Annotated in this window: 17 protein-coding genes; 2 read left to right on the top strand and 15 right to left on the bottom strand. The window is 59.4% G+C overall.

Going from position 1 to position 18,465, the window contains the following annotated elements:
* Positions 1 to 620: 620 nt before the first annotated feature.
* From qatD to Q0L94_RS09670, 15 genes are all read right to left on the bottom strand, one after another.
* Positions 621 to 1,370, bottom strand: coding sequence for a Qat anti-phage system TatD family nuclease QatD (gene qatD, locus Q0L94_RS09740; protein ID WP_296752898.1), 750 nt, complete (start codon positions 1,368 to 1,370; stop codon positions 621 to 623).
* A gap of 13 nt (positions 1,371 to 1,383) precedes the next feature.
* Positions 1,384 to 2,751 (bottom strand): Qat anti-phage system QueC-like protein QatC, encoded by a 1,368-nt coding sequence (gene qatC / locus Q0L94_RS09735; protein ID WP_296752896.1) that lies wholly within the window; start codon positions 2,749 to 2,751, stop codon positions 1,384 to 1,386.
* Positions 2,748 to 3,632, bottom strand: a complete 885-nt coding sequence (gene qatB / locus Q0L94_RS17915; protein WP_366799432.1) for a Qat anti-phage system associated protein QatB — start codon at positions 3,630 to 3,632, stop codon at positions 2,748 to 2,750. The genes qatC and qatB overlap by 4 nt, the downstream gene beginning before the upstream one ends.
* A complete protein-coding gene (gene qatA / locus Q0L94_RS09725; RefSeq protein ID WP_296752893.1) occupies positions 3,632 to 5,575 on the bottom strand; it encodes a Qat anti-phage system ATPase QatA in 1,944 nt (647 codons plus the stop codon). Before qatA ends, qatB begins: the two co-directional genes overlap by 1 nt.
* Positions 5,572 to 6,237 (bottom strand): poly-gamma-glutamate hydrolase family protein, encoded by a 666-nt coding sequence (locus tag Q0L94_RS09720; RefSeq protein ID WP_296752891.1) that lies wholly within the window; start codon positions 6,235 to 6,237, stop codon positions 5,572 to 5,574. Before Q0L94_RS09720 ends, qatA begins: the two co-directional genes overlap by 4 nt.
* Before the next feature lie 3 nt (positions 6,238 to 6,240).
* Entirely contained in the window at positions 6,241 to 7,158 is a 918-nt protein-coding gene (locus tag Q0L94_RS09715) for a restriction endonuclease (protein WP_296752889.1), read from the bottom strand.
* Between the two features lie 18 nt (positions 7,159 to 7,176).
* Positions 7,177 to 8,073: an antitoxin gene (locus Q0L94_RS09710; RefSeq protein ID WP_296752887.1), complete on the bottom strand. Its 897-nt coding sequence runs from the start codon at positions 8,071 to 8,073 to the stop codon at positions 7,177 to 7,179.
* Positions 8,073 to 9,152 (bottom strand): type IV toxin-antitoxin system AbiEi family antitoxin, encoded by a 1,080-nt coding sequence (locus Q0L94_RS09705; RefSeq protein ID WP_296752886.1) that lies wholly within the window; start codon positions 9,150 to 9,152, stop codon positions 8,073 to 8,075. The genes Q0L94_RS09710 and Q0L94_RS09705 overlap by 1 nt, the downstream gene beginning before the upstream one ends.
* Positions 9,153 to 9,289: 137 nt before the next feature.
* The gene (locus tag Q0L94_RS09700) at positions 9,290 to 10,018 is read right to left on the bottom strand and encodes a hypothetical protein (protein WP_296752885.1); all 729 of its coding nucleotides are present in this window, start codon (positions 10,016 to 10,018) and stop codon (positions 9,290 to 9,292) included.
* Positions 10,011 to 10,547, bottom strand: a complete 537-nt coding sequence (locus tag Q0L94_RS09695; protein ID WP_296752883.1) for a hypothetical protein — start codon at positions 10,545 to 10,547, stop codon at positions 10,011 to 10,013. Before Q0L94_RS09695 ends, Q0L94_RS09700 begins: the two co-directional genes overlap by 8 nt.
* A complete protein-coding gene (locus Q0L94_RS09690) occupies positions 10,544 to 12,220 on the bottom strand; it encodes a DEAD/DEAH box helicase family protein (protein WP_296752881.1) in 1,677 nt (558 codons plus the stop codon). The genes Q0L94_RS09695 and Q0L94_RS09690 overlap by 4 nt, the downstream gene beginning before the upstream one ends.
* Before the next feature lies 1 nt (position 12,221).
* Complete coding sequence (locus tag Q0L94_RS09685; protein WP_296752879.1) at positions 12,222 to 14,570, bottom strand: ATP-binding protein; 2,349 nt, start codon at positions 14,568 to 14,570, stop codon at positions 12,222 to 12,224.
* A 19-nt stretch (positions 14,571 to 14,589) separates the two neighbouring features.
* Positions 14,590 to 15,777, bottom strand: coding sequence for a DNA cytosine methyltransferase (locus Q0L94_RS09680; RefSeq protein ID WP_296752877.1), 1,188 nt, complete (start codon positions 15,775 to 15,777; stop codon positions 14,590 to 14,592).
* Entirely contained in the window at positions 15,770 to 16,177 is a 408-nt protein-coding gene (locus Q0L94_RS09675; protein ID WP_296752875.1) for a very short patch repair endonuclease, read from the bottom strand. Before Q0L94_RS09675 ends, Q0L94_RS09680 begins: the two co-directional genes overlap by 8 nt.
* Positions 16,178 to 16,180: 3 nt before the next feature.
* A complete protein-coding gene (locus Q0L94_RS09670; protein ID WP_296752873.1) occupies positions 16,181 to 16,375 on the bottom strand; it encodes a ribbon-helix-helix domain-containing protein in 195 nt (64 codons plus the stop codon).
* A gap of 410 nt (positions 16,376 to 16,785) precedes the next feature.
* Between Q0L94_RS09670 and radC the strand changes: the two genes are divergently transcribed.
* The gene (radC, locus tag Q0L94_RS09665) at positions 16,786 to 17,292 is read left to right on the top strand and encodes a DNA repair protein RadC (RefSeq protein WP_296752871.1); all 507 of its coding nucleotides are present in this window, start codon (positions 16,786 to 16,788) and stop codon (positions 17,290 to 17,292) included.
* Positions 17,293 to 17,700: 408 nt separating this feature from the next.
* Positions 17,701 to 18,048, top strand: a complete 348-nt coding sequence (locus tag Q0L94_RS09660; RefSeq protein WP_296752870.1) for a DUF2958 domain-containing protein — start codon at positions 17,701 to 17,703, stop codon at positions 18,046 to 18,048.
* Positions 18,049 to 18,465 lie beyond the last annotated feature (417 nt).

Below are 18,465 nucleotides of genomic sequence, written 5' to 3'. Positions count from 1 at the left end.
AAGCGCAACTATCTGGCGTAACAGCCTATTTTTAGGCTTTATGCAGATAAAATGGAGCATCTTTACCCAAGGTCGCGACCTTTTGCGCGGTCGCAGACTTTTACCGATCCGACCGAATAATCAACGCTCGCTGAGTATTTACGCTCTGCTACCTCACAACCAGCACAAATTCAACGGGCGTTTATTTTTTTGTTTTACAGCCGACGCAGACGGTCAGCCCCTGAACGCTTGACGGGCTGACCGAAAAACTGGAGCAATACCGTCAAAAGGTGCTGATCGCCTACGCTATTGCCGAATTATCTCCTTGTTTTGCAAATGAAATAATCTTGTTGATGATTGATGATGCATTATCAATGCTCAAGCTATTTTCACTTATAAAACAATTAACTACAGACACACATCACTCCCACTCGATGGTTTCCGGTAGCTGTAAACCGGCATAAACACTAGCTTTCTTAGTCTTCTTCATCATACTTTACCGTCATTTATACCGTCAAAAAATGAGTGCTTTTGCCGGTGCGGGAGATGGACTCGATTGGACGGGCGGCTACTCCAGCGCATCTATCGTCAACTATCATCTCCAGGCTGACCACACCGCCCTCCTTCGTTCAGACCATCTCCTACGCCAACAGCGTCCGAAGATTGTCACGAATGACGCTCGCCACTTCGGTCGCAGGTAGACCATGCAAACGGCCCAATGCTTCCACCACGACCGCCACATCCGCTGGCTGGGAGGGCCGCTCGCCCACGTGAGTGAAGGGGCCGTCCGTTTCCGTCAACAGTCGATCCAAGGGGATGGCCTGGACCATCGCCGTGTGCCTCACATTATCCAGCATCCCCGCGTTGATCGAGAAGTAACAGCCCAGCTCCAACGCCCGCTTAGCTTCGCTCTTCGTTCCCGTAAACCAGTGCAGGACGATCCCGCCACGCTCTGGCGGCAGATGCGCCTCGACAAGATCGAGTACCGCCTTGGCCGATCGGATGCTATGGACAGTGATGATCTTGTCGCCTGCCTGCGCGCAACGCTGCAACACGTGCTGGAACACCCGCTTCTGCGCTTCAAGTGACTTGAAGAACCGGGGACCGGCGTCCAACCCGACCTCGCCGACGTAGCGAGTCTCCGAAAGGTGCCGGTCCCATAGCTCGATCTCGTTTTCACGCTCCGCGACCAACTGCGGGTGCAGCCCTAGCGCCGCTCGAACATGCTTCGTGCGCTGTGCGAGTTCGTGATTGCGAGGCCAGGCGCGAGGCGTTGTCGTCACCGCCAGCGTGAACACCCCGGCCGCCTCCGCATCCCGAACCGCCACGGCATGGTCCGGGTAAAGATCGAGGTGGCAGTGGAAGTCCACAAGGCCGGCTGTGGCGATCATGCACGCACCATCGTTAGCTCGGCCTCGCCTCAGCGCCGTCGATGAGTTGCGCGACCTCACCTAGGCCGCGTCGGTAGACATCGGCAAGCTCAGCAAGATGCGCGGCTTCGTCAGCAAGCGAGCCGGGTTTGTGGATCAAGAGGTTCGCGAGCTGCAGTTTCCCTTTCAAGCGCTCGATCGCGTACTGAAACGACCTGACCTGTACTCCAGTCGCTTGGCGCGTGTCCAGCGGCTGCGCTTGAAGGTTCGGCACAGTGTACGTTGTCGCGTCGTTCCCCATACCCCATGCCGCAGTCAACGCTGCACGGCGAATCAGACACGGCAAGCAATAGCCACAGTGTTCGATGCCATGCCCTTGCCATCGGGCCTTGGCGGGGGACGAGCAGGACAACGAGTCCGTTGCCAGTTGCTTCAATAATGCAGGGTTGCGACACCCTGCGGCCATCTCGCCCTTCGTCTTGTTCCAGTAAGGATTCAAAACCTCTCCATCTATCCCGAGCCCACTCAGCAGGTCGTTCCACCTTGCCATGTAGTAAGGGTGCGTGGTGCGTGTGCTGTTCGAGCCTAGCCGCAGAGGGTCCAAAGGCACATTCAGAGCGATCAGCCCATTCTCTGGAACGCGCAGGACAAATCGCCGCCCCATCCCAGTGCCCGCGAACACGCCGAGCGCGAAGAACAGGAACGACCTACCGCGCGTGCTGTCCTCCGAACCGACGTTTTCCACAAGGCCTTTCTTGAAAGTCATGCCCACACGCAGTCTCTCGAAGGACGACTTGGCGTAGTGCTTCTTCAAACCCGTGAACAACTTGCGCTGCGCGTCGCTGATCGCGCCTTCGCCGAAGTGGCTGACCAGCAAAGGCGTGGCGCCGTCCTCCAGCACGTCTATGGCGCCAATCAGGCTGTCCAATCCTCCTGAGAACAGGCTGAGGGAATCGAAGGGTGGAGCGATCAGGCTCGGAGGCGCCGCCTGGGCGATCGTCGCGAATCGAGCCGGACGTGCCCTGAAGCCGATCACCCAGCGATCGCCCGTCAAGAAGTCCAGCGCTTTCTTCAACGTCGGCCCCGCTGTACCCCAGCGAGCCGGGTCGCTGACCGGGACGACCAGGCGTATCTCGCGCGTCCACGAATCCTGCGACTGATCGGCACGTGAGATGCGTGTGTCCGCCGCATGGACATGAGCGGCCACCACCAACAGGTCTATGCCAATCTCCGAGGGGAACACGCCGATTTTCTTAAGGCTGGTCAGCGCTCCACCGATGCCATGGTCCAAGGACTTTTCGCCGGCAACGAGTTGCAAGTAGGTCCTTTGCTCATCGACGCCCACCGTCACCTCGAAGTGGTCATCAGGGCCAAAACGGCCCGCCAAGAGTTGTCGTTTCATGGGTTGGCCTCCGCATCGCCTAAGGTCTGCAGGATCGAAAATGCGGACTCGTACACAGCATCCACGAAGCCCTGAATCCTCTCGGGCGTGAGATTGGGTGTCTCCGTCCGGGCCCGCGTCAGCGCGTCGCTCACTCCGCCTCGGATGAAGTCTCGCAACTGCTGCTCGACGCGATGTGCAGCCTGCGCATCTGCCGGCATGGCCACAGCCTTGGTGCCGATGTCATTGCAGATGCGCGCCTCGATCGCGTGGGTGGCATACAGTTCGAAGACCGTCTGCATCTGATCCGGTGTGAAGGTGGTCAGATCGGTGAGCCCTTCGCTTGCCAGTTCAACGATGGTTTCAATGTATGCCTCGCGGGCGATACCCTCATCGACGGTGCCCGCGCCCGGACAGATGTAGTCGGCCAACCCCACGAAGATTTCGGCGATCGGACGACCAGCCAACGATTCCAAGTCCAGCGCGCGCAACGCCTCGCGCACGCCGCGCGCTTGTGCGTCAGCCAGAAAACCGAGGAGCCGCGCGCCGGCTCCGCGAGAGGCGCCCATACGTTGGGCTGCTTGACGCGCACCGCCCGCAGATGTTGAGACGTACCTTGAGACGGCGCGGCCCAGGTTGGCCCGGTCGCCGCCACCAGAACCGGCGAATCGCGTGAAGTTGTTGCGAGCACCGGAGAAGCGTTGCGGGTCCGCCGTCTTGGGAATAGGTGGGCGGTTCGGCGGCACCGGCGGCGCGGCGCCATCCGGTGGTGGCTGGCCGTCCTGCCCTGCGCCTGTCCCCGCAGGGGCAGCAGGAGCGTCACCGCCATCGGCGCCGCCCAGCCATGACGGAACAAGCGGTGTTCCACCACCAGGCCCACCGTAAGCCGTCGAGGTTCCCATCAGCGCCCTCCCTTCACGTCCTTAAGGGCCGCTTCGGCGCTTGCTTTGAGGCCGAGGTTATTGGCGACCTTGCTCCACTCCCCCAGCAGCTTTGTCAGGCGAGCGGCGCAATCGGTGTCTTTGATGACGCCCTGCCAGCCGCTGACAGCCCAAGGGCCGCACTTGACGCTGGGCAGTGCCTCCAGGAAGTCCATCAATCGGCCTTGCAGATCAGGCTGCGCTTTTACGAGGACGACGAGGCCATCGACACCCGCCGGCTTGGTGTCGAAGGTGCCGGTGCTCATGATCTTGGTACGCACGGCTTCGAACACCTTCTCGGCCTCGGGCTGCACGAGCTGCTTCAACTCGGCTTCATAGCCTTGGACGGTCATCTTGCCGCCGAACAGCTTCTCCACTACTCCGGCCAAGTGACCCAGCACCGACACCGGGCCGAAGTAGTCCTTCTTGTCCTTTGTCACGAACAAGTAGGGTCGCAGATCGAGTCCCGACAGCTTCGGCGAGAGGCGCGCCCAGTCGCACACTGTTTCCGACGACTTCCACTCAGTTAACATGGCGCTGTCGGATGCAGGAGCAGGCTCGGCGGCCTTCTGCCCCTTCCGCTCACCGGCATGGGACTCTTGGCCATCGGCCGTCGCCAAACTCTTGTCCAGCGCTTCAAGGTCTTCGCACAATCCCTGTGGATGAACCGCCGCCACGAACGCGATCTGCTCGAACAACCTTGGGATGAAGCGTTCCGCGAGCATGAGTTTCGCGAGCACGGGCAGCTTGATGTCGTCGCCAAATCCGCGCGCGATCGCGGTGCTCTCGCGCAGCAACAGTGTGTTGAGGAAGCGTTTGATCTGACGCGGGTTGCCCTTCGCGCCGCTCGCCAGGATGGGACCGATCTGATCGCTGAGTGCCAGCGCGTTGTTCGCCTTCTCGGCTTGCTTACCGAGTGCCGTCTTGACGGTCGCAGCGTCCAGACCGCCGCTTGTCCAAGGACGTTTCAGGTTCTCCCGCGCCACGGCGATCAGCTTCACGTAGTCCGCGTCGTCCTCGCCAATCTCGGCGCCAGCCAGCAACAACGTGACGTAGATCCGCGTCTCCATCTCCCCCAATGCCGGGATGCGGAATGGAACCTGGATGAGCTTTTCGAGGTAGTTGCGGGCGTAGTCCCGCGGTCCCGTGCTGTCGGGCAAATCTGGAAAGTGCTTGCGCACCGCGTACTCGATCATTGCCTCGTCGGCAGCGACGACGAACGCCGTCCGTGCGGTGAACACGAACAGCCGGATGGCTTCGAGTGTTTCAATGGCGGTGTCGGGCAGGCAGCGGTCGAGGTCGTCGATCAGGACAACGAGCTGCTTGATACCCGCATCTTTCAGGAGCTGGTCAAACGCCTTGCGGAACGCCTCAACTTCCTCCGGCACATTCTTGGACTCGCCAGGCTTTAGTACGGCCTTCACCTCGTCGATGGCCGTCGAGAGGTTTTCTTTCGTCGCGAGCTTGGCGGGATCCGCCACCACCGCTTCGAGTGAGCCCACGATGGCTCCGATTTGCTCGGGCGTCGGAATGCCCGTGAATGCAGTCAAGGCCAGACCACCGGCTCTCTTGGCGACCTTCAGCCAGTCGATGCGGCGGAAGACATCCTTGACTGCGACCGCCGCTTTGTTCAATGCCGGACGCTTCTCGACCAGGCCCGTGACAATCCCCTCGATCAGGGCGATCTTCGCGTCCTCGAAGCCCTGAAAGCGCCATCCGTTGAACTTGAGGCATAGGACATCATCCTTGTCGGCGAACCCTGCCTCGATCATTTCGAGCACGCTCGACTTGCCCGCTCCCCAATCGCCGTGCACGCCGATAGTCACCGGATGGTCGGGCTTCGCGCGAAGCAGTCCAATGATCGTGGTCGCGATAGCTTCGTTGTTCAGCAGATCGATCTTGGTTTCGTTGTCGGTCAGAATCATTGACTTTGCACTCCTCTTTGGCGCTCGTGCGGCAACGTCAACAGTACCGAACGGATGACTGCGCATATCGCATCGCGTGGCCCATGCCGTCTGAGTCCCATTGTCATCTCGACCTGCACGCCGACACCGCGGCGTCCTCGATTGCAAATGTTCTTAGGATCGGTTGCCGAGAACTGGTGCCCATCGCTTCGGACCTCGACGCCCAGCGCGGCCAGCGCTTGCCCCACTGCGGGTTTCAACGCCTCATCGAGCCCACCGAGGAGCACCCGTTGGTCATCGCCGCCGCATCCGTGAATCGCTACCACGTGGTCGCACTTGGACAGGAGGGACAAACAACGCGGTTCATCAAATCGATGACTGGTCAGATGCAGCGTGGCGTAGTTGCCGGCTTGTCGGATTCCCTCGAACAGATAGAGATTGAAATCTCCTCCGGCAACGCCGCGCGCGATGTCCGACGTGTACTGCTCGATCCTTCCTCCGTGCGGCGCTATGACGGCGATCGACGAGCTCACGATCGGGCGTATATGCACCCTGTAGTCGGCGCCTTCGGCGTGAGCATTGGCCAAATCGGCAAAGCCCCTATAGCTGTCGGCAAGGCCATTCATTCCGGAGACCCTGTGGTCGCTGACAATTTTTTGAATGGCATTGTATGCCTTCGTCATTCTCTAGATTTTCTTCTCCGCACCGGAAATCGGATGCACGTAGATGAGCCCTTTGGTTTGCGCGGCCTTGACCTTTCGGTCGATCATGTCGCGCAAGGTCAGCTGTTCTTCCAGCACTAGGATCAAGTCCTCGCCATCGACGAAGAGCGTCTGAATCTCTTTGCCCATTACAAGGCTGCGAATGACTTCTGGACTGAAGCCATTCACGGAAACGAACAAGCCACGTCCATACAGCTTGCCAGCCACCTTGCCCGCGAACTGATAGACCGGTTCATTACTCGCGGATTTTTCCTGCCACTTGGCTTCGATGAGGTAATGCTCTCCCTCGAATTTCACCGCGCCGTCGACCTGTTCACCATTCACGCGAAACGCCTCCGTGGTCTCCAGCCGCGAGAGACGGGCGAGCTCGCAGAGAATGCGTTCCAGCGCATAGCCGCGCTGCTGGCGCGAAGTCTTGTTGGCGAGCAGATCGAGATATTCGGCACGCAGCTCATCCAGTGACGCTGTGGCCTGTTGGCGCTCTGTCTCCTGGGCAGCACGTCGTTCGCGATCGGTCTTGATCCTCGCGTCACGAATCTCCTGTAGCTGACGCAGGTGATCGAGGTTCCTGGATGCTGATGCTCGATCCAGCTTGCGGAGCTTGTCGAAGTAGTACGGGTCGAAATGCGACCAATTCAGCAGCGCTTGCAGCATGGCGCGGAACGGTCCCAACCCGTTGTCGGCACGCGCCGCCAGCGTTTCGAATAGCGCATCGACGATTTCATGGCGCTTGAGCCCGTTCTCGCCTTCGATCTGCAGCCTACCAACTTCGGCTTTGGTGCATCCGTGCTTCTCGAAGAAGCCGACAATGTCCTTGCGCGGCCAGAACAGCGACAAGATGCAGTCCTTCATGCACCCCTTGATGTCCGCCGGAAAACTCATGTCATGCCACCTGCCCTGTCATGCGATCCGGCCAAGGAGTTGCTCGATCACATCGCTGGCCTGGCGCTGGCGTAACGCCCTCGCCTCGCGCAGTTCGGGTTCGTCGCCCTCGCCAAGCTCGAACTTGGCGACAGACACAGGGCCATCCTTGCGGTAACCCTCGGTCTTTTCGTCCTGGGCGAAACGGTCGCGCAAGATTGACAGAGAAGCATTGACCACGTCGCCGTGCTTGCCTGCTAGCTCCTTGCGGAAGGCCTCGGCGACGGCTTCCGCCCCCTCGGGCGCATGTTCAATGCAATAGATCAGGTCGTGCGCGTCCTTGCGCTCGAAGCGCTGGTCGAACGCGAACGACTTCAGGCAGGTGAAGCTGACCAGGTTGGCATGCTTGATCTGCTCCGTGACAATGCCGTTGCCGCCGAGCAGTTCGGCCTGGATCTCGGTGACTTGGTGAAGGTCGAAGACGATGGACGAATGAGGGATGTTCAGTGCCGAAATCGTGCCTTCGGTCGGCAACGGCTGTACCCTGCCGCCGGCGATGTCCGGCGCATCCGCCAGCAGTTCCAGCACCATCAGCGCACCGTGTTCCGTGCGGGTTTGCCAACGCCAGGAGAGCTTTGTCCCAGCGCTGTTTTCTGCCCGTTCGAAGCCCATCTTCTTGAGGTTGTCCTCAAGCGTGTGATAAGCCTCGGTATCGGCCAGGATTTGCAGGTCAATCACGATGTCGACATCGAGCGTGCCCGCATGTGCCGGCACCACCGGCGGCCTGGCCGCGACCAAGTACCTCGGAGTGAGACCGCCGACTAGGTAGACGGAGTCCTTCCATGGCCCGAGCCCGCGCAGCAGCGTCACGAGAACGCGTTCGCAGTCGAGCGTGTACTGGTCGCTGTAGCCATCGAGCGTTGCGGGTTTGGCCATTAGAAACCGATCCTTTCTCGACGCAGGTGCTCCGCCATCTCTTTGGCCCGGCCCTCGCCGCGCAACAAATCGAGATAGACCTGAATAGGGCTCGCCAGCCAAACACCGCCGACTTGCTGCCGGAACAACAGTTCTCCCGCCGTCTTCGTTTCGATGACCGCGAGGTTCGCCCCTTCGTTGACGACGCGCGCGTCCAGTTCGGCCATCGCCGTGTCGGCGCCAGCGCCGGGCAGCAGCCGGGTCCGCACCTGCGAGATACCGGATAGGAAAGGGGCATAGCGCTGTGCGGCGGCTTCGTGGCTCACAGCGTAACTGACCTGATACGCATCGAAGACCTGGCCGAGCCGCTCGATCAGGGCATCGAACTTCAGGCCGGGCACATAGTAGCGACGCAGTGCCGGTACACGCTGCGTGGCAAGCTGCTTGGCCCAGGCGTCGAGCAATGCACCGGGTTCACGCAGATGGCGTTCCTTGCTCGGCCCCTGCCCACGCGACACCAGCCAGTCGAACCGCTCCAGCTCGCCCAGCACATCGGAAGCGGTTGACGGCGCCACCTGCGCCTGCTCGGCCACCTCGGTGACACCGAACCATTCCTCGTGATTGATCAAAAGCGCATGCAGCACTTGGGCGCGCCGCCCCGAAAACAACGACCGCACCGACTTTTCCAAGGTCTTCGGAGGCGGCTTGTCGATGAAGACGAAGGCGCCAGAGGCCGGTAAGAATAGGCTTCCGCCGCTGTCGTAATAGCCGATACGCTCGGCCCTGAGCAGTTCCTTCGCTCCAGGCGAAAGGGATTCGGCAATGAGCAGGTACTGTGCGTCGGCATATTGGCCGTGGTGCAGCGACTTGAATTGCCACAACACCTGGCGCACATCTCGGGGGTAAACCGTCTTCTTTACTTCGACCAGCAAGACGATCGACTTGCCGGCGACGTGCAGATCGATCTTGGCGTCGAGTCGGTCGGCGGCCTGCACAGCGGGTTCCAGTGAATCCAACTCGGCATGCGCGTCCGGCAGCTCCCGGAGCGATTCCAGGAACTGCTCAATCATGGCTTGTTCGGCAGCGGATGATTCGATCATGGTTATGGTTATTTTCTGTACAGCGAATATGGCCACAATACCGAATATTCGACGGAAAGGCAATATTCGCTGTACAGCGAAATTCTAGGCACGACCACGGCAACCACGGTCTGAATCGGCTTCCCCTCACTGATCGTTTATTCCCAGGTCACTTCACAGGCCAAATACTCCCGAATAACAATTTTCACTTTCGCCTGGCCACCCCAAGATACTTGATATCGGTAACGTCCTGCTTGAACAAGGAGCCACTCGTCTTCGACCGCGACACCAATACCGGTAACAAGGATTCGCTGCATGGCTCGACTTCCCACCTCGGGCCAAATCGCGTGAGACACACCATCTTCACCATGCTCGAAAAACTCACATTCCTTGTCGCTCATTTCACAAAGCGGCTTGAACCATATCGATGATGGTTCATCAATTCGAGGCTCGCTGAGTTCATACGCGACATGTCCGCGCGCCAATTTCATAATCACAGCGCGAACACGATGGTCGTCATAAGTCCAGCGGACTTGCCCGTTAAGCTCGTTCCGCGCTTGCCGTAAGGATTCAACCAGGGCCGGACTACGGCGAAGACAATTCGCGATTTTCTCGCGATGAACCATCGATGGAATCACGTCGCCAACCATGACGCACTCAAGCAAACATGCCAGGTATTCCTCATCCTTGGATGCACTGCTATTGCATCCAAGGCAGGCCGGGCTATGTGGCAAATTTTCCGGAAATGGTTCGTCCAGAAAGACCCTTGACGGGCAGTGATCGCGAGTCTCCCCGGCCGCGCCGCAATGGACACAGAAGCCCTTGTTGCGATCATCCGCGCCATCGTCATGAAGTTGCCGCATGTACCACCGGATGTTGTCAGTCAATCCAGGCGAGGTGGCGCACCCCCAACCTTTGGCTAGCATCCAATATCATTTCGCGCATTCCCGCATTCGTGGTATTCCCGGTTTCCATCAATACTACGGCGTACGGAATTCCCGCCTCGATCCGATACGCGCGCTCAAAGACCGATATGAGGATCGATTTCCATTCCCTGCTGTTACCCCAGCAGATGATCCGGCCATCGGGAAGCTGACGGCCATGCGGCTTATCGTAGGACTTAGTGGAGGACGCGTCGCCTTGCTCCATGCCTATGGCGAGCAGCACTCGCCCCCAGCCATCCTGCAATCGGGATCTGAGATACGGTTTGAGCAGCGAATCCTTAATGTACACACGGACTTTCCTCGCATCCATGAAATGGGAAAGGACTCCGCCCACATCCTTGTCCTTTGTCCAGTTCTCATACCAGGTGGTGCGCTCGACGTCCGAAATTCTGGGCCAGTCCAGCTCATCCGCCTTGGCCCAGATTTTCTGACGAATACGATCCCTGATATCGGTTGGCAGCGCCGCGCTCATTGGACCGCTCCTGGTGGGACAGGCATGGGAAAGTTGAACTCTGGCAGTTCCAATTTCGCGTCCCCCTCTCGATTGAAAAGGTCCGCTTGATCCAGGAGCCACTCGAACATGAAGTGGCCGGCACCTTGGTCGGAAAACTGAACCACCCGCTCCACCAGATCGAGTCGCTCCACATCTCCCGTGATTGACTTCTGGAGATCAATGACCTCGGAAATTCGGCGTAAATCGCTTACAAAGTCGAGCACGACAACCTTTTTCTTGTTCGGCGCCAAACGCAAGCCTCGACCAAGCTGCTGAACGAAAATGCGTCGGCTGTGGGTGACTCGCATGAACGCCAGCATGTCCACATCCGGCACGTCCACACCCTCGTTAAAAATGTCGACAGTCGTCACCGCATTGATGATCCCGCGCCGCAAGCCGGCCATGGTCTTTTCCCGCTCACGGGGCTCCATCTCCCCGGTTATGAACGCGGACTTGAATCCATACAGGCGCAACATCGCGGCGAAGGTTTTCGCGTGTTCAACACCCGCGCAAAACACAATGACACTGCGGCGCTCCTCGGTCTTGAAGGTGTCCGCGATGACACGCGCGGCCTCCTCGTCGCGGGTCGGGATCAACAGACGAGTGTTCAATTCCTTGAGTGAATATTCATGCCTCGACTGCGTTCGAACGAACTCCCAATCGATGTTGTCCGCCAGCAGACGGTAGTCCGCCTCGCAAAGGAAACCTCGACGCAGCCCCTCGTCGATGCCGATTTTCGCAACGGGTTGTCCTAGAATAGTGTCGATATCGAAGCGATCGCCCCGCCATGGCGTAGCCGTGGCACCTCCCACCATGGGAGCTGCAAGATCGTCAATCACGCGACGGAAGCTTTCCGAGCCAATATGATGAGCCTCGTCCACCCATACGAGGCCAAACTGAGGCAACGTCCCCAGCCGCGGTAGAACGCTCTGAACCGTCGCGAATGTGATGCCATCCCAGAATGTCGGTTGTTCGCCGCCCACCAGAAGATGGCTGGGGATGCTTTTCGGTAATTGTTGCCAAAATTCACGCTGAAGTTGTTCGACCAGTTCGCGTTTGTCGGCAAGTACCAATATCCGCCCAGAATCGATTACGCCATCTCGAAGGAGCTGCGCCGTTGTCTCGGCCATCACCACCGTCTTCCCCAAGCCGGTGGCGAGAACCAGTTGCCCCCGTCCTGTTTCCCGAAGCGCGGCACCAAGACGCTGAACACAATCATCCTGGTAATCGCGCAGATCGCGCCGAGCCCTCGGGTACTCCGGGCTGCGTCGCATCATTTCGATCAGCGTGCCGGGCGGCAGCGGATCAATACGGATGCCAAGACGCCCCCATCGGTCAATCGCCGTGTTCAGCGCTGGCCCGAAAGCGCGGGATGTCGCTATCGCCAGCCTATCCGCCTCATAGTAACGTGACGCCTCGACCACTTCGTCAACCGCATGGGGGTCGGGATAGCTATCACTGGTGAACTTGCACTGGATAACCCAGAGCTGCCCATTCTTAACTCCCAGAACATCGGCGCCACGGTCCCCCGACCCGCCGACGATGCGAACATCCTCAAAGGCGTTCTGCACCAGAAGTCGAGCGACATCACGCTCAAAGGCGCGCCAGGAACCATTAAGGAGCCGTCGCGAATCGAGGAAGTAGCCCTCCATGTCACATGTTTCCGTCCGACCCAAGAATGCGGACGGAGAGAGTCGCGCGGATCAACTCGTCCCGATCGCATCGATCAAGATCGCGTGGGCTCTGTGAAGCCAACCAAACAGCATCCGCCAAATATGCGTCGTATCGTTCGATCACCCGGTCACGAGCTTCCGCGTTAACTTTCTCATCACCGTAATCCAAGCTCGCATAGGGCTGCGCCCAGAACTTGCCATCGAAAAACAACCCCGGGTGCTGACGCACAAAGGACCGAATATCGGCGGCTTCGGCATATGCGAGGAACTCGCCGGAGTCGATCACCGCCTGCACGCTCGATATACCCGTCGACGCCAGCTTGCGACGAATTCTGTCCTGCGCGGGTTGTGGCAATCCCCCGAACAACGAACCAAACACGCTTATGTCGCCAATGGGTCCAATGGATTGGGCGATTTCCCTAAGCGCCGCGTCGGCGAACGCAATGATGCTTTTCGGATCAAGTTTTGTGTCATCGGCGTACTCGCCACGGAAATCCGCGAGAATGGTGGCGAATACCGCCGAGTCGGGACTCGTGTCTCGAAGGAACTCATAAGTCTTGAACGCGAGTTCGCAAAGAACCGCGTCCATTGGTGTCATCGTGACGGAACGAAACACCGGATGATCGGGATCGAAGAGAAACAGGAATGTGCGTGTGCCCGGATCCTCGATTTTCAGAATCCAGGGCGACTTGCGCGGCAGATCCGGATCGTTCGCGGTCACCACGAACGCCTCAACCGTGAATTCGACCTTGAGCAAAGGATGCTTGTACACACGGGACAGTTCATGCAACTTCTGGCGAACCGGAACCACAACTGTTTCCGTCTTATCCGTACCACTCGCCGGTTCGAGTATCTTGTTGTCCGTGCCACCCGTTTCCGATGCCGAATCACCCTCGTCGAGAAAGCCATCGGGAGCCGCCGGTGCCGCCGAGCCCGGCCCGGTGGCGATCGGAGTTGCGCCCACAATTCCACGATCCTCCTCCTCCACCAGCGCGTACCACTTCTCGTCCGTTTGGTGTTCTGGATCGCCCTTGTAGAACAAGTCGGCCATTTCCATGGCGCGTTCGTTGTTCTTGACAGCGAGAATCCGAGACCAACGCCCAGTCTTGCCCTGGGGGCTGCTTCGGCGGAAAGCTTGGAATAGACGATACAATGGCGCATCCGGGGGCTCGTACCCCAAGGCGCGAGCTTTCTGAGGCTGCAATGGCCCATCCCCGCGGATTAGGTTCACCATTTCCGCCCAGGACGTGTCATCACGTTCGAACCGGTCCTTGGTGTAACTCACCCGACAATGGTCTAGATGCACCTCGCCGATAAATCGTCCTCTATTGCGCTGATCGTCGATCGGATATTCGCGTTCGGGTCTCTCGCCTCCGGTCCATACAAACAAATCCTTGTTCTGGACTTCGATGACCCGTCCGTTCCGAACGATGTCTATGCCAAAGTCCTCCTCGTGCATGTAACGCTGCAACCCCACCCAACCATGCAGCCGACGCTTGACCTCGATTGTCTTGCAGTCCGGGCCGCCGGTCGGGCAGCCTTGTTGCCCTGAAAAGGAGATCATGCAGGTCAAACAATAGTGGCGTGAAGGGAGCGCGTAATCGAAACTTTCCACGGCGTGGACCGGCTTCCCATCGCTCCCTTGCACGGACCGGTCCGGGTCCCAGTGACATGGGCGCTTCGCCTGAACGTTCTGGCCATTGAGTTGCAGGGTGAACGAGTTCTCCTTGGAAAGGAGCAGTGGCGCATAGACACGCGCCAACTGCCTACGAATCTTTTGATGATTGGCGTTCTTCGAAAAGTACAGACGCTGATCCGCTTTGAGCTGGAGAATCTTGATTTCCGTCCCGTGCGCTGAAGGATCGGGCTTCGGCCTGGTGAGGCGTGGCGTGTGATAACTCCGAGTGCGACGCAACTCATTGAGGTCGATCCGCAAGCCCGTCCATTCCTGATCTCCCGCGCGCGTCGCATAAACCTCGGTGACCATGCCCAGGCGCGCGGTGGCGATATTGAAACCCATGCCGAAAAGGCCAAGGTTGTCCAACGGATTGTTTCCGCTCCAACCGGCCCGGACAGCCCTCTCCAACTGTTCGATCGTCATACCGGGACCGTTGTCCCGGATTGCCACAGCGGCATCGGCCCGATCCTGTGTGGGCAAACTGATCGACACGCACGGCGAGTCAACTGGCTCTCCTGCGCGATTCGAATTGATGAAGGCATCCACACCGTTGTCAATCAGTTCCGCCAGACACTTCCATTGGTCGAGATTAATCTCGCCAAGAATCTGAAGAACACGGGGATCGGGAGTCAGATCGAAATCGTTGGCCATGTCAGTCCTTGTCCTTTGATCAATTCTTGATTCGGGTTGGATTCGCGCACGCGCTTAAACTGGCCGCCACGGAGCGAGCCACCACCTCCGCCAGTTTCACCGGCACGGCGTTGCCAAGTTGACGCATGGTTTGACTCCACGAGCCTCGGAATTCGTATTCGTCCGGGAAGGTTTGCAGTCGCGCGGATTCCCGAACCGTGAAATAGCGAACCGTGCCATCATCCTTCACGAACATGTTTTCGCCGCCCGGAACACCGTGATATCCGGCCTTTAGCGTTTTTGACGGTTCATCCAAGGCGCTCCCCGTGTGGCCCACATAAGTTCTGGCTCCCGGGGTGAACACGTGGTTTGGAATTTCGTGATCTCGATCGGACTCCGGATCGGGAAGATTGCTCAACGCGTCGCGGGTGGTTCGCCAACGGTCAAGCGTTAGCAAGCGAGGCGTGGAGCGCAAGAGTTCAACACGTTTAGCATACCGTGGCGGGATTTCCTGCCTTCGCTTGCGACTGATGCCGTGTTCATCCCAATAGGCGCCATCGATCCATTTTGAAATTAGCAGCGCTTCCTCGGAATGTGTCGGCTCTGGAAAAGACCATCGCGCGCCCACGTCGGAACGAAAACCAACAAGAAACACTCGTTGCCGCTTCTGCGGCACGCCATAGTCGGCGGCGTTCAACACGTTGAACAACACGTTGTATGTCGCCGCCCCCTTGTTGGAGGAATGGTGCTGTTCCAGACGCGCACGGTGCTGCATCCAGTTCTCGCCTTTGCGCCGTGCCAATTCCGGATACTGAAGTTGCAGATGGATGTACGAGAAATATGAAGCGAAGCTCTTCCGTGTGAGCCCTTTGACATTCTCGAAAATGAACGCCTTCGGCATCAACTCGCGTACCGCCCGGACCGCCTCGGGGAACATGTTTCTATCGTCGCGCTGTCCCTGATGCTTGCCGCCCATCGAGAATGGCTGGCATGGAGGGCCTCCGGAAACCACTTCGATATCCCGACCGAGCGAACTGAAATTGAAGGTCCGCGCGTCAACCTCATGCACGGGCCAACCTTCCACCGCGTGGGCATGGTGACGTTGATTCTCGCGGAATGTCTCGCAAGCGTCGTGATCCCATTCAACGACAGCCGCGTGCTGAAATCCAGCGTTCGCCATGCCGATGGCGAGCCCTCCCGCCCCTGCGAAAAGTTCGACGCTACGCATCGAGAAATCCCCATATTCTTGTCTTGAGCCGAGCGATATCGCTCAACTCGCATTCCCAAATCGTCAGCACATCCCAACCCGCGTCTCGAAGCGCGCTTTCGTTCTTCATGTCACGCTGCCGGTTCGCTTCGAGCTTCGGAAGCCAGAACTCCTGGCGAGATTTTGGCAGTCTGGCCAACGCGCACCCCGCGTGCCTGTGCCAAAAGCAACCATGAACGAATACAACCTTCTTGCGGGCGCGAAACACCAAGTCTGGCTTGCCAGGAAAATCCTTCGCGTGCAGGCGATATCGATAGCCCATCGCATGCACCATCCGTCGAATCGTCATTTCCGGCTTGGTGTGGCGCGAGCGCACTCGCCCCATGATTTCCGAACGCCGAGCGGGAGTAACGCTGTCCATATGTCATTTGGTCTGGGCCAACAGAGGCCACTGGTCGGCAACATACTTCTCCGCCGCGTCCCGAATGACCCACGCCAGCGAGACTTTCTTGTCGCGCGCGATTTGCTCCAACTCGGCGTGAAGCCCCCGAGGAAGGCTTACAGACACCCGAACAATGGGTGGCAAATTCACTTCATCATCAAGCTTTGATTGCTTCATTGGGCGCCTCGAACGCTACCTTGCACCACATTACACCACATTGCTGCATTATGTCTCGTGAATTTTTTCCCTGTTTGCTCCTGCGTCCCGGCGTACCGCCGTCGGGCTCGCGGGCTACGCCCCACGCTTCGTGCCGAATCGCGGCCATTCGGCTTTGGTCCCTGACGCCTCCGGCCTTCTCTGCGTTCCGGCCTGCGCGCCCTGCTTGCCACCCACTGCTGTTGGTGTGTGAGAGGCGGTCTTGCTGTTCCCTTCAACGTACCACGTCGTTCTCGCCATCAAGGGCTGCGCGTCCTGCCCTGCGGTTGACCGCTTGCGGCCTGGCGGCCGTCTTCGACCCCTGACCGCTGCGCTGCGCCGTGTGTCGCCGGTTCCGGGCAATTCCGCCCGATTCGAACCGGAGCACGATCATGTCGCAACATTCCTCTTCTTTGGATTCCTCCCTTCTCGTTCGCGATGTCGCTGGCGATTACCGTCCGGCCAAGGCCGACGAGGTACTGCAGGCAGCGCTGCGCGTGCTGTCCGGGCAGATGAACGGCAGTGAGGCGCTGACCTCGCCGCAGGTGGTGCGCAACTTCCTGCGGATCAAACTCGGGACACTGGAGCACGAGGTATTCGCGATCATCCATCTGGATGCGCAGAACCGTGTTATCGACTACGTCGAGATGTTCCGCGGCACGGTGAGCCAAACATCGGTGTATCCGCGCGAGGTGGTCAAGGAGTCGCTGGCACGCAACTCGGCGGCGCTGATCCTGGTGCATAACCACCCATCCGGTGTGCCCGAGCCGTCGCGGGCGGACGAAATGCTGACGCAGACGCTCAAGTCAGCGTTGGCCTTGGTGGATGTGCGGGTGCTGGATCACTTGGTAGTCGCTGGCGCCAACATCCTGTCGTTCGCCGAACGCGGGCTTCTCTAACCCCTGGGGCCTTGCGCCCCTTTTTTGCCGCGACCGTCGATACATGTCTTGCCAACTCCAGGGGTCGGCTCCGCCCACCCCGCCGCGCAAGCTTGGCGCCCCAAGAGCACCGAACAGGCTGCGCCTGATCGGTTTGCCCGCTGGCTTTACGCTTCCGTTACTTCAAGGGCAACGACTTTGATCCTTTTCGGGGTTAAGTAACTCCGTACGTCCCCCAGGCGATTGCGGAGCGTAATGTGGGCTGGCTTGCTGTTCCCTTCACCTTATCACGACGTTCTCACCGTCAAGGTCTGCGCGTGCCTTGCACGCTGGCGTCCTGCGGCCGTCTGCGAACCCTGACTGCTGCGCTGCGCCGTGCTTGTCGCGGTCTCGGGCAATCCCGCCCTGAATCCTTCCAAGGAGAAGACCATGACGAAGCTGATCACCGACGAACAACGTGCGGAACTTCTGGCCAACGGCCGGCAGTCGCTTGAGAGCGAGGACTTCGACCCACTGCCTGTGGTCAAGCTGTTCACCCCGGATGCCGGCGCCACCTGGCTGCTGACGGAAATTGATCCAGACGAGCACGACCATGCGTTTGGCCTCTGCGACCTGGGCCTGGGGTGCCCCGAACTGGGCTGGGTAAGCCTGGCGGAGTTGGTAGCGATCCGGGGGCAACTTGGACTCCCAGTGGAACGCGACCAAAACTTCACTGCGACCAAGTCGATTAGCGCCTATGCGCGCGAGGCACGTCTTGCGGGACGCATCTTGACTTAGCCGTCGCTACGGGCGTCGTCGGTTTCGGCGGCGCCCTTTTTGAATTATTGGCGGCATCGAGCTTAGCGCTCCATCAAAGACCACCGAACAAAACGGGATCGGTCTTCGCGCCCACGGCGCTGCGCGCTTCGCTTGCGTGGGCCTGCGCCAACTACGGCCGATTGCCTGTCTAGCCATCTTCCTTCGCCCATCACCTTGTCCGCGACCGTAGCTCGCGTCCGTGCGCCATCAAGGCGCGCCGGGCCGGGTCCTCGCTGCGCTGCGGGCCGCACCCACCCGGCGCTTGCCTCCTTGACGGCTCCCGTCCGCGCGCTCCTGACCGTCGCGGGCGATGAACTCAGGAAAAACGGTGGCAACGAGGCCGGCCCAGGTCTCCGCGCCGACCCCACCGGAAAGCCGAAAGGCGGGCTCCGAATC

This window comes from Thiobacillus sp., from assembly GCF_024708915.1.
This window is presented reverse-complemented; position numbering and strand designations above follow the sequence as displayed.

What these genes read in the sequence shown, in the direction of transcription:
- qatD (WP_296752898.1), bottom strand. Translation starts at nt 1,370, where the DNA reads ATGATCGCCACAGCCGGCCTTGTGGACTTCCACTGCCACCTCGATCTT.
- qatC (WP_296752896.1), bottom strand. Translation starts at nt 2,751, where the DNA reads ATGAAACGACAACTCTTGGCGGGCCGTTTTGGCCCTGATGACCACTTC.
- qatB (WP_366799432.1), bottom strand. Translation starts at nt 3,632, where the DNA reads ATGGGAACCTCGACGGCTTACGGTGGGCCTGGTGGTGGAACACCGCTT.
- qatA (WP_296752893.1), bottom strand. Translation starts at nt 5,575, where the DNA reads ATGATTCTGACCGACAACGAAACCAAGATCGATCTGCTGAACAACGAA.
- Q0L94_RS09720 (WP_296752891.1), bottom strand. Translation starts at nt 6,237, where the DNA reads ATGACGAAGGCATACAATGCCATTCAAAAAATTGTCAGCGACCACAGG.
- Q0L94_RS09715 (WP_296752889.1), bottom strand. Translation starts at nt 7,158, where the DNA reads ATGAGTTTTCCGGCGGACATCAAGGGGTGCATGAAGGACTGCATCTTG.
- Q0L94_RS09710 (WP_296752887.1), bottom strand. Translation starts at nt 8,073, where the DNA reads ATGGCCAAACCCGCAACGCTCGATGGCTACAGCGACCAGTACACGCTC.
- Q0L94_RS09705 (WP_296752886.1), bottom strand. Translation starts at nt 9,152, where the DNA reads ATGATCGAATCATCCGCTGCCGAACAAGCCATGATTGAGCAGTTCCTG.
- Q0L94_RS09695 (WP_296752883.1), bottom strand. Translation starts at nt 10,547, where the DNA reads ATGAGCGCGGCGCTGCCAACCGATATCAGGGATCGTATTCGTCAGAAA.
- Q0L94_RS09690 (WP_296752881.1), bottom strand. Translation starts at nt 12,220, where the DNA reads ATGGAGGGCTACTTCCTCGATTCGCGACGGCTCCTTAATGGTTCCTGG.
- Q0L94_RS09685 (WP_296752879.1), bottom strand. Translation starts at nt 14,570, where the DNA reads ATGGCCAACGATTTCGATCTGACTCCCGATCCCCGTGTTCTTCAGATT.
- Q0L94_RS09680 (WP_296752877.1), bottom strand. Translation starts at nt 15,777, where the DNA reads ATGCGTAGCGTCGAACTTTTCGCAGGGGCGGGAGGGCTCGCCATCGGC.
- Q0L94_RS09675 (WP_296752875.1), bottom strand. Translation starts at nt 16,177, where the DNA reads ATGGACAGCGTTACTCCCGCTCGGCGTTCGGAAATCATGGGGCGAGTG.
- Q0L94_RS09670 (WP_296752873.1), bottom strand. Translation starts at nt 16,375, where the DNA reads ATGAAGCAATCAAAGCTTGATGATGAAGTGAATTTGCCACCCATTGTT.
- radC (WP_296752871.1), top strand. Translation starts at nt 16,786, where the DNA reads ATGTCGCAACATTCCTCTTCTTTGGATTCCTCCCTTCTCGTTCGCGAT.
- Q0L94_RS09660 (WP_296752870.1), top strand. Translation starts at nt 17,701, where the DNA reads ATGACGAAGCTGATCACCGACGAACAACGTGCGGAACTTCTGGCCAAC.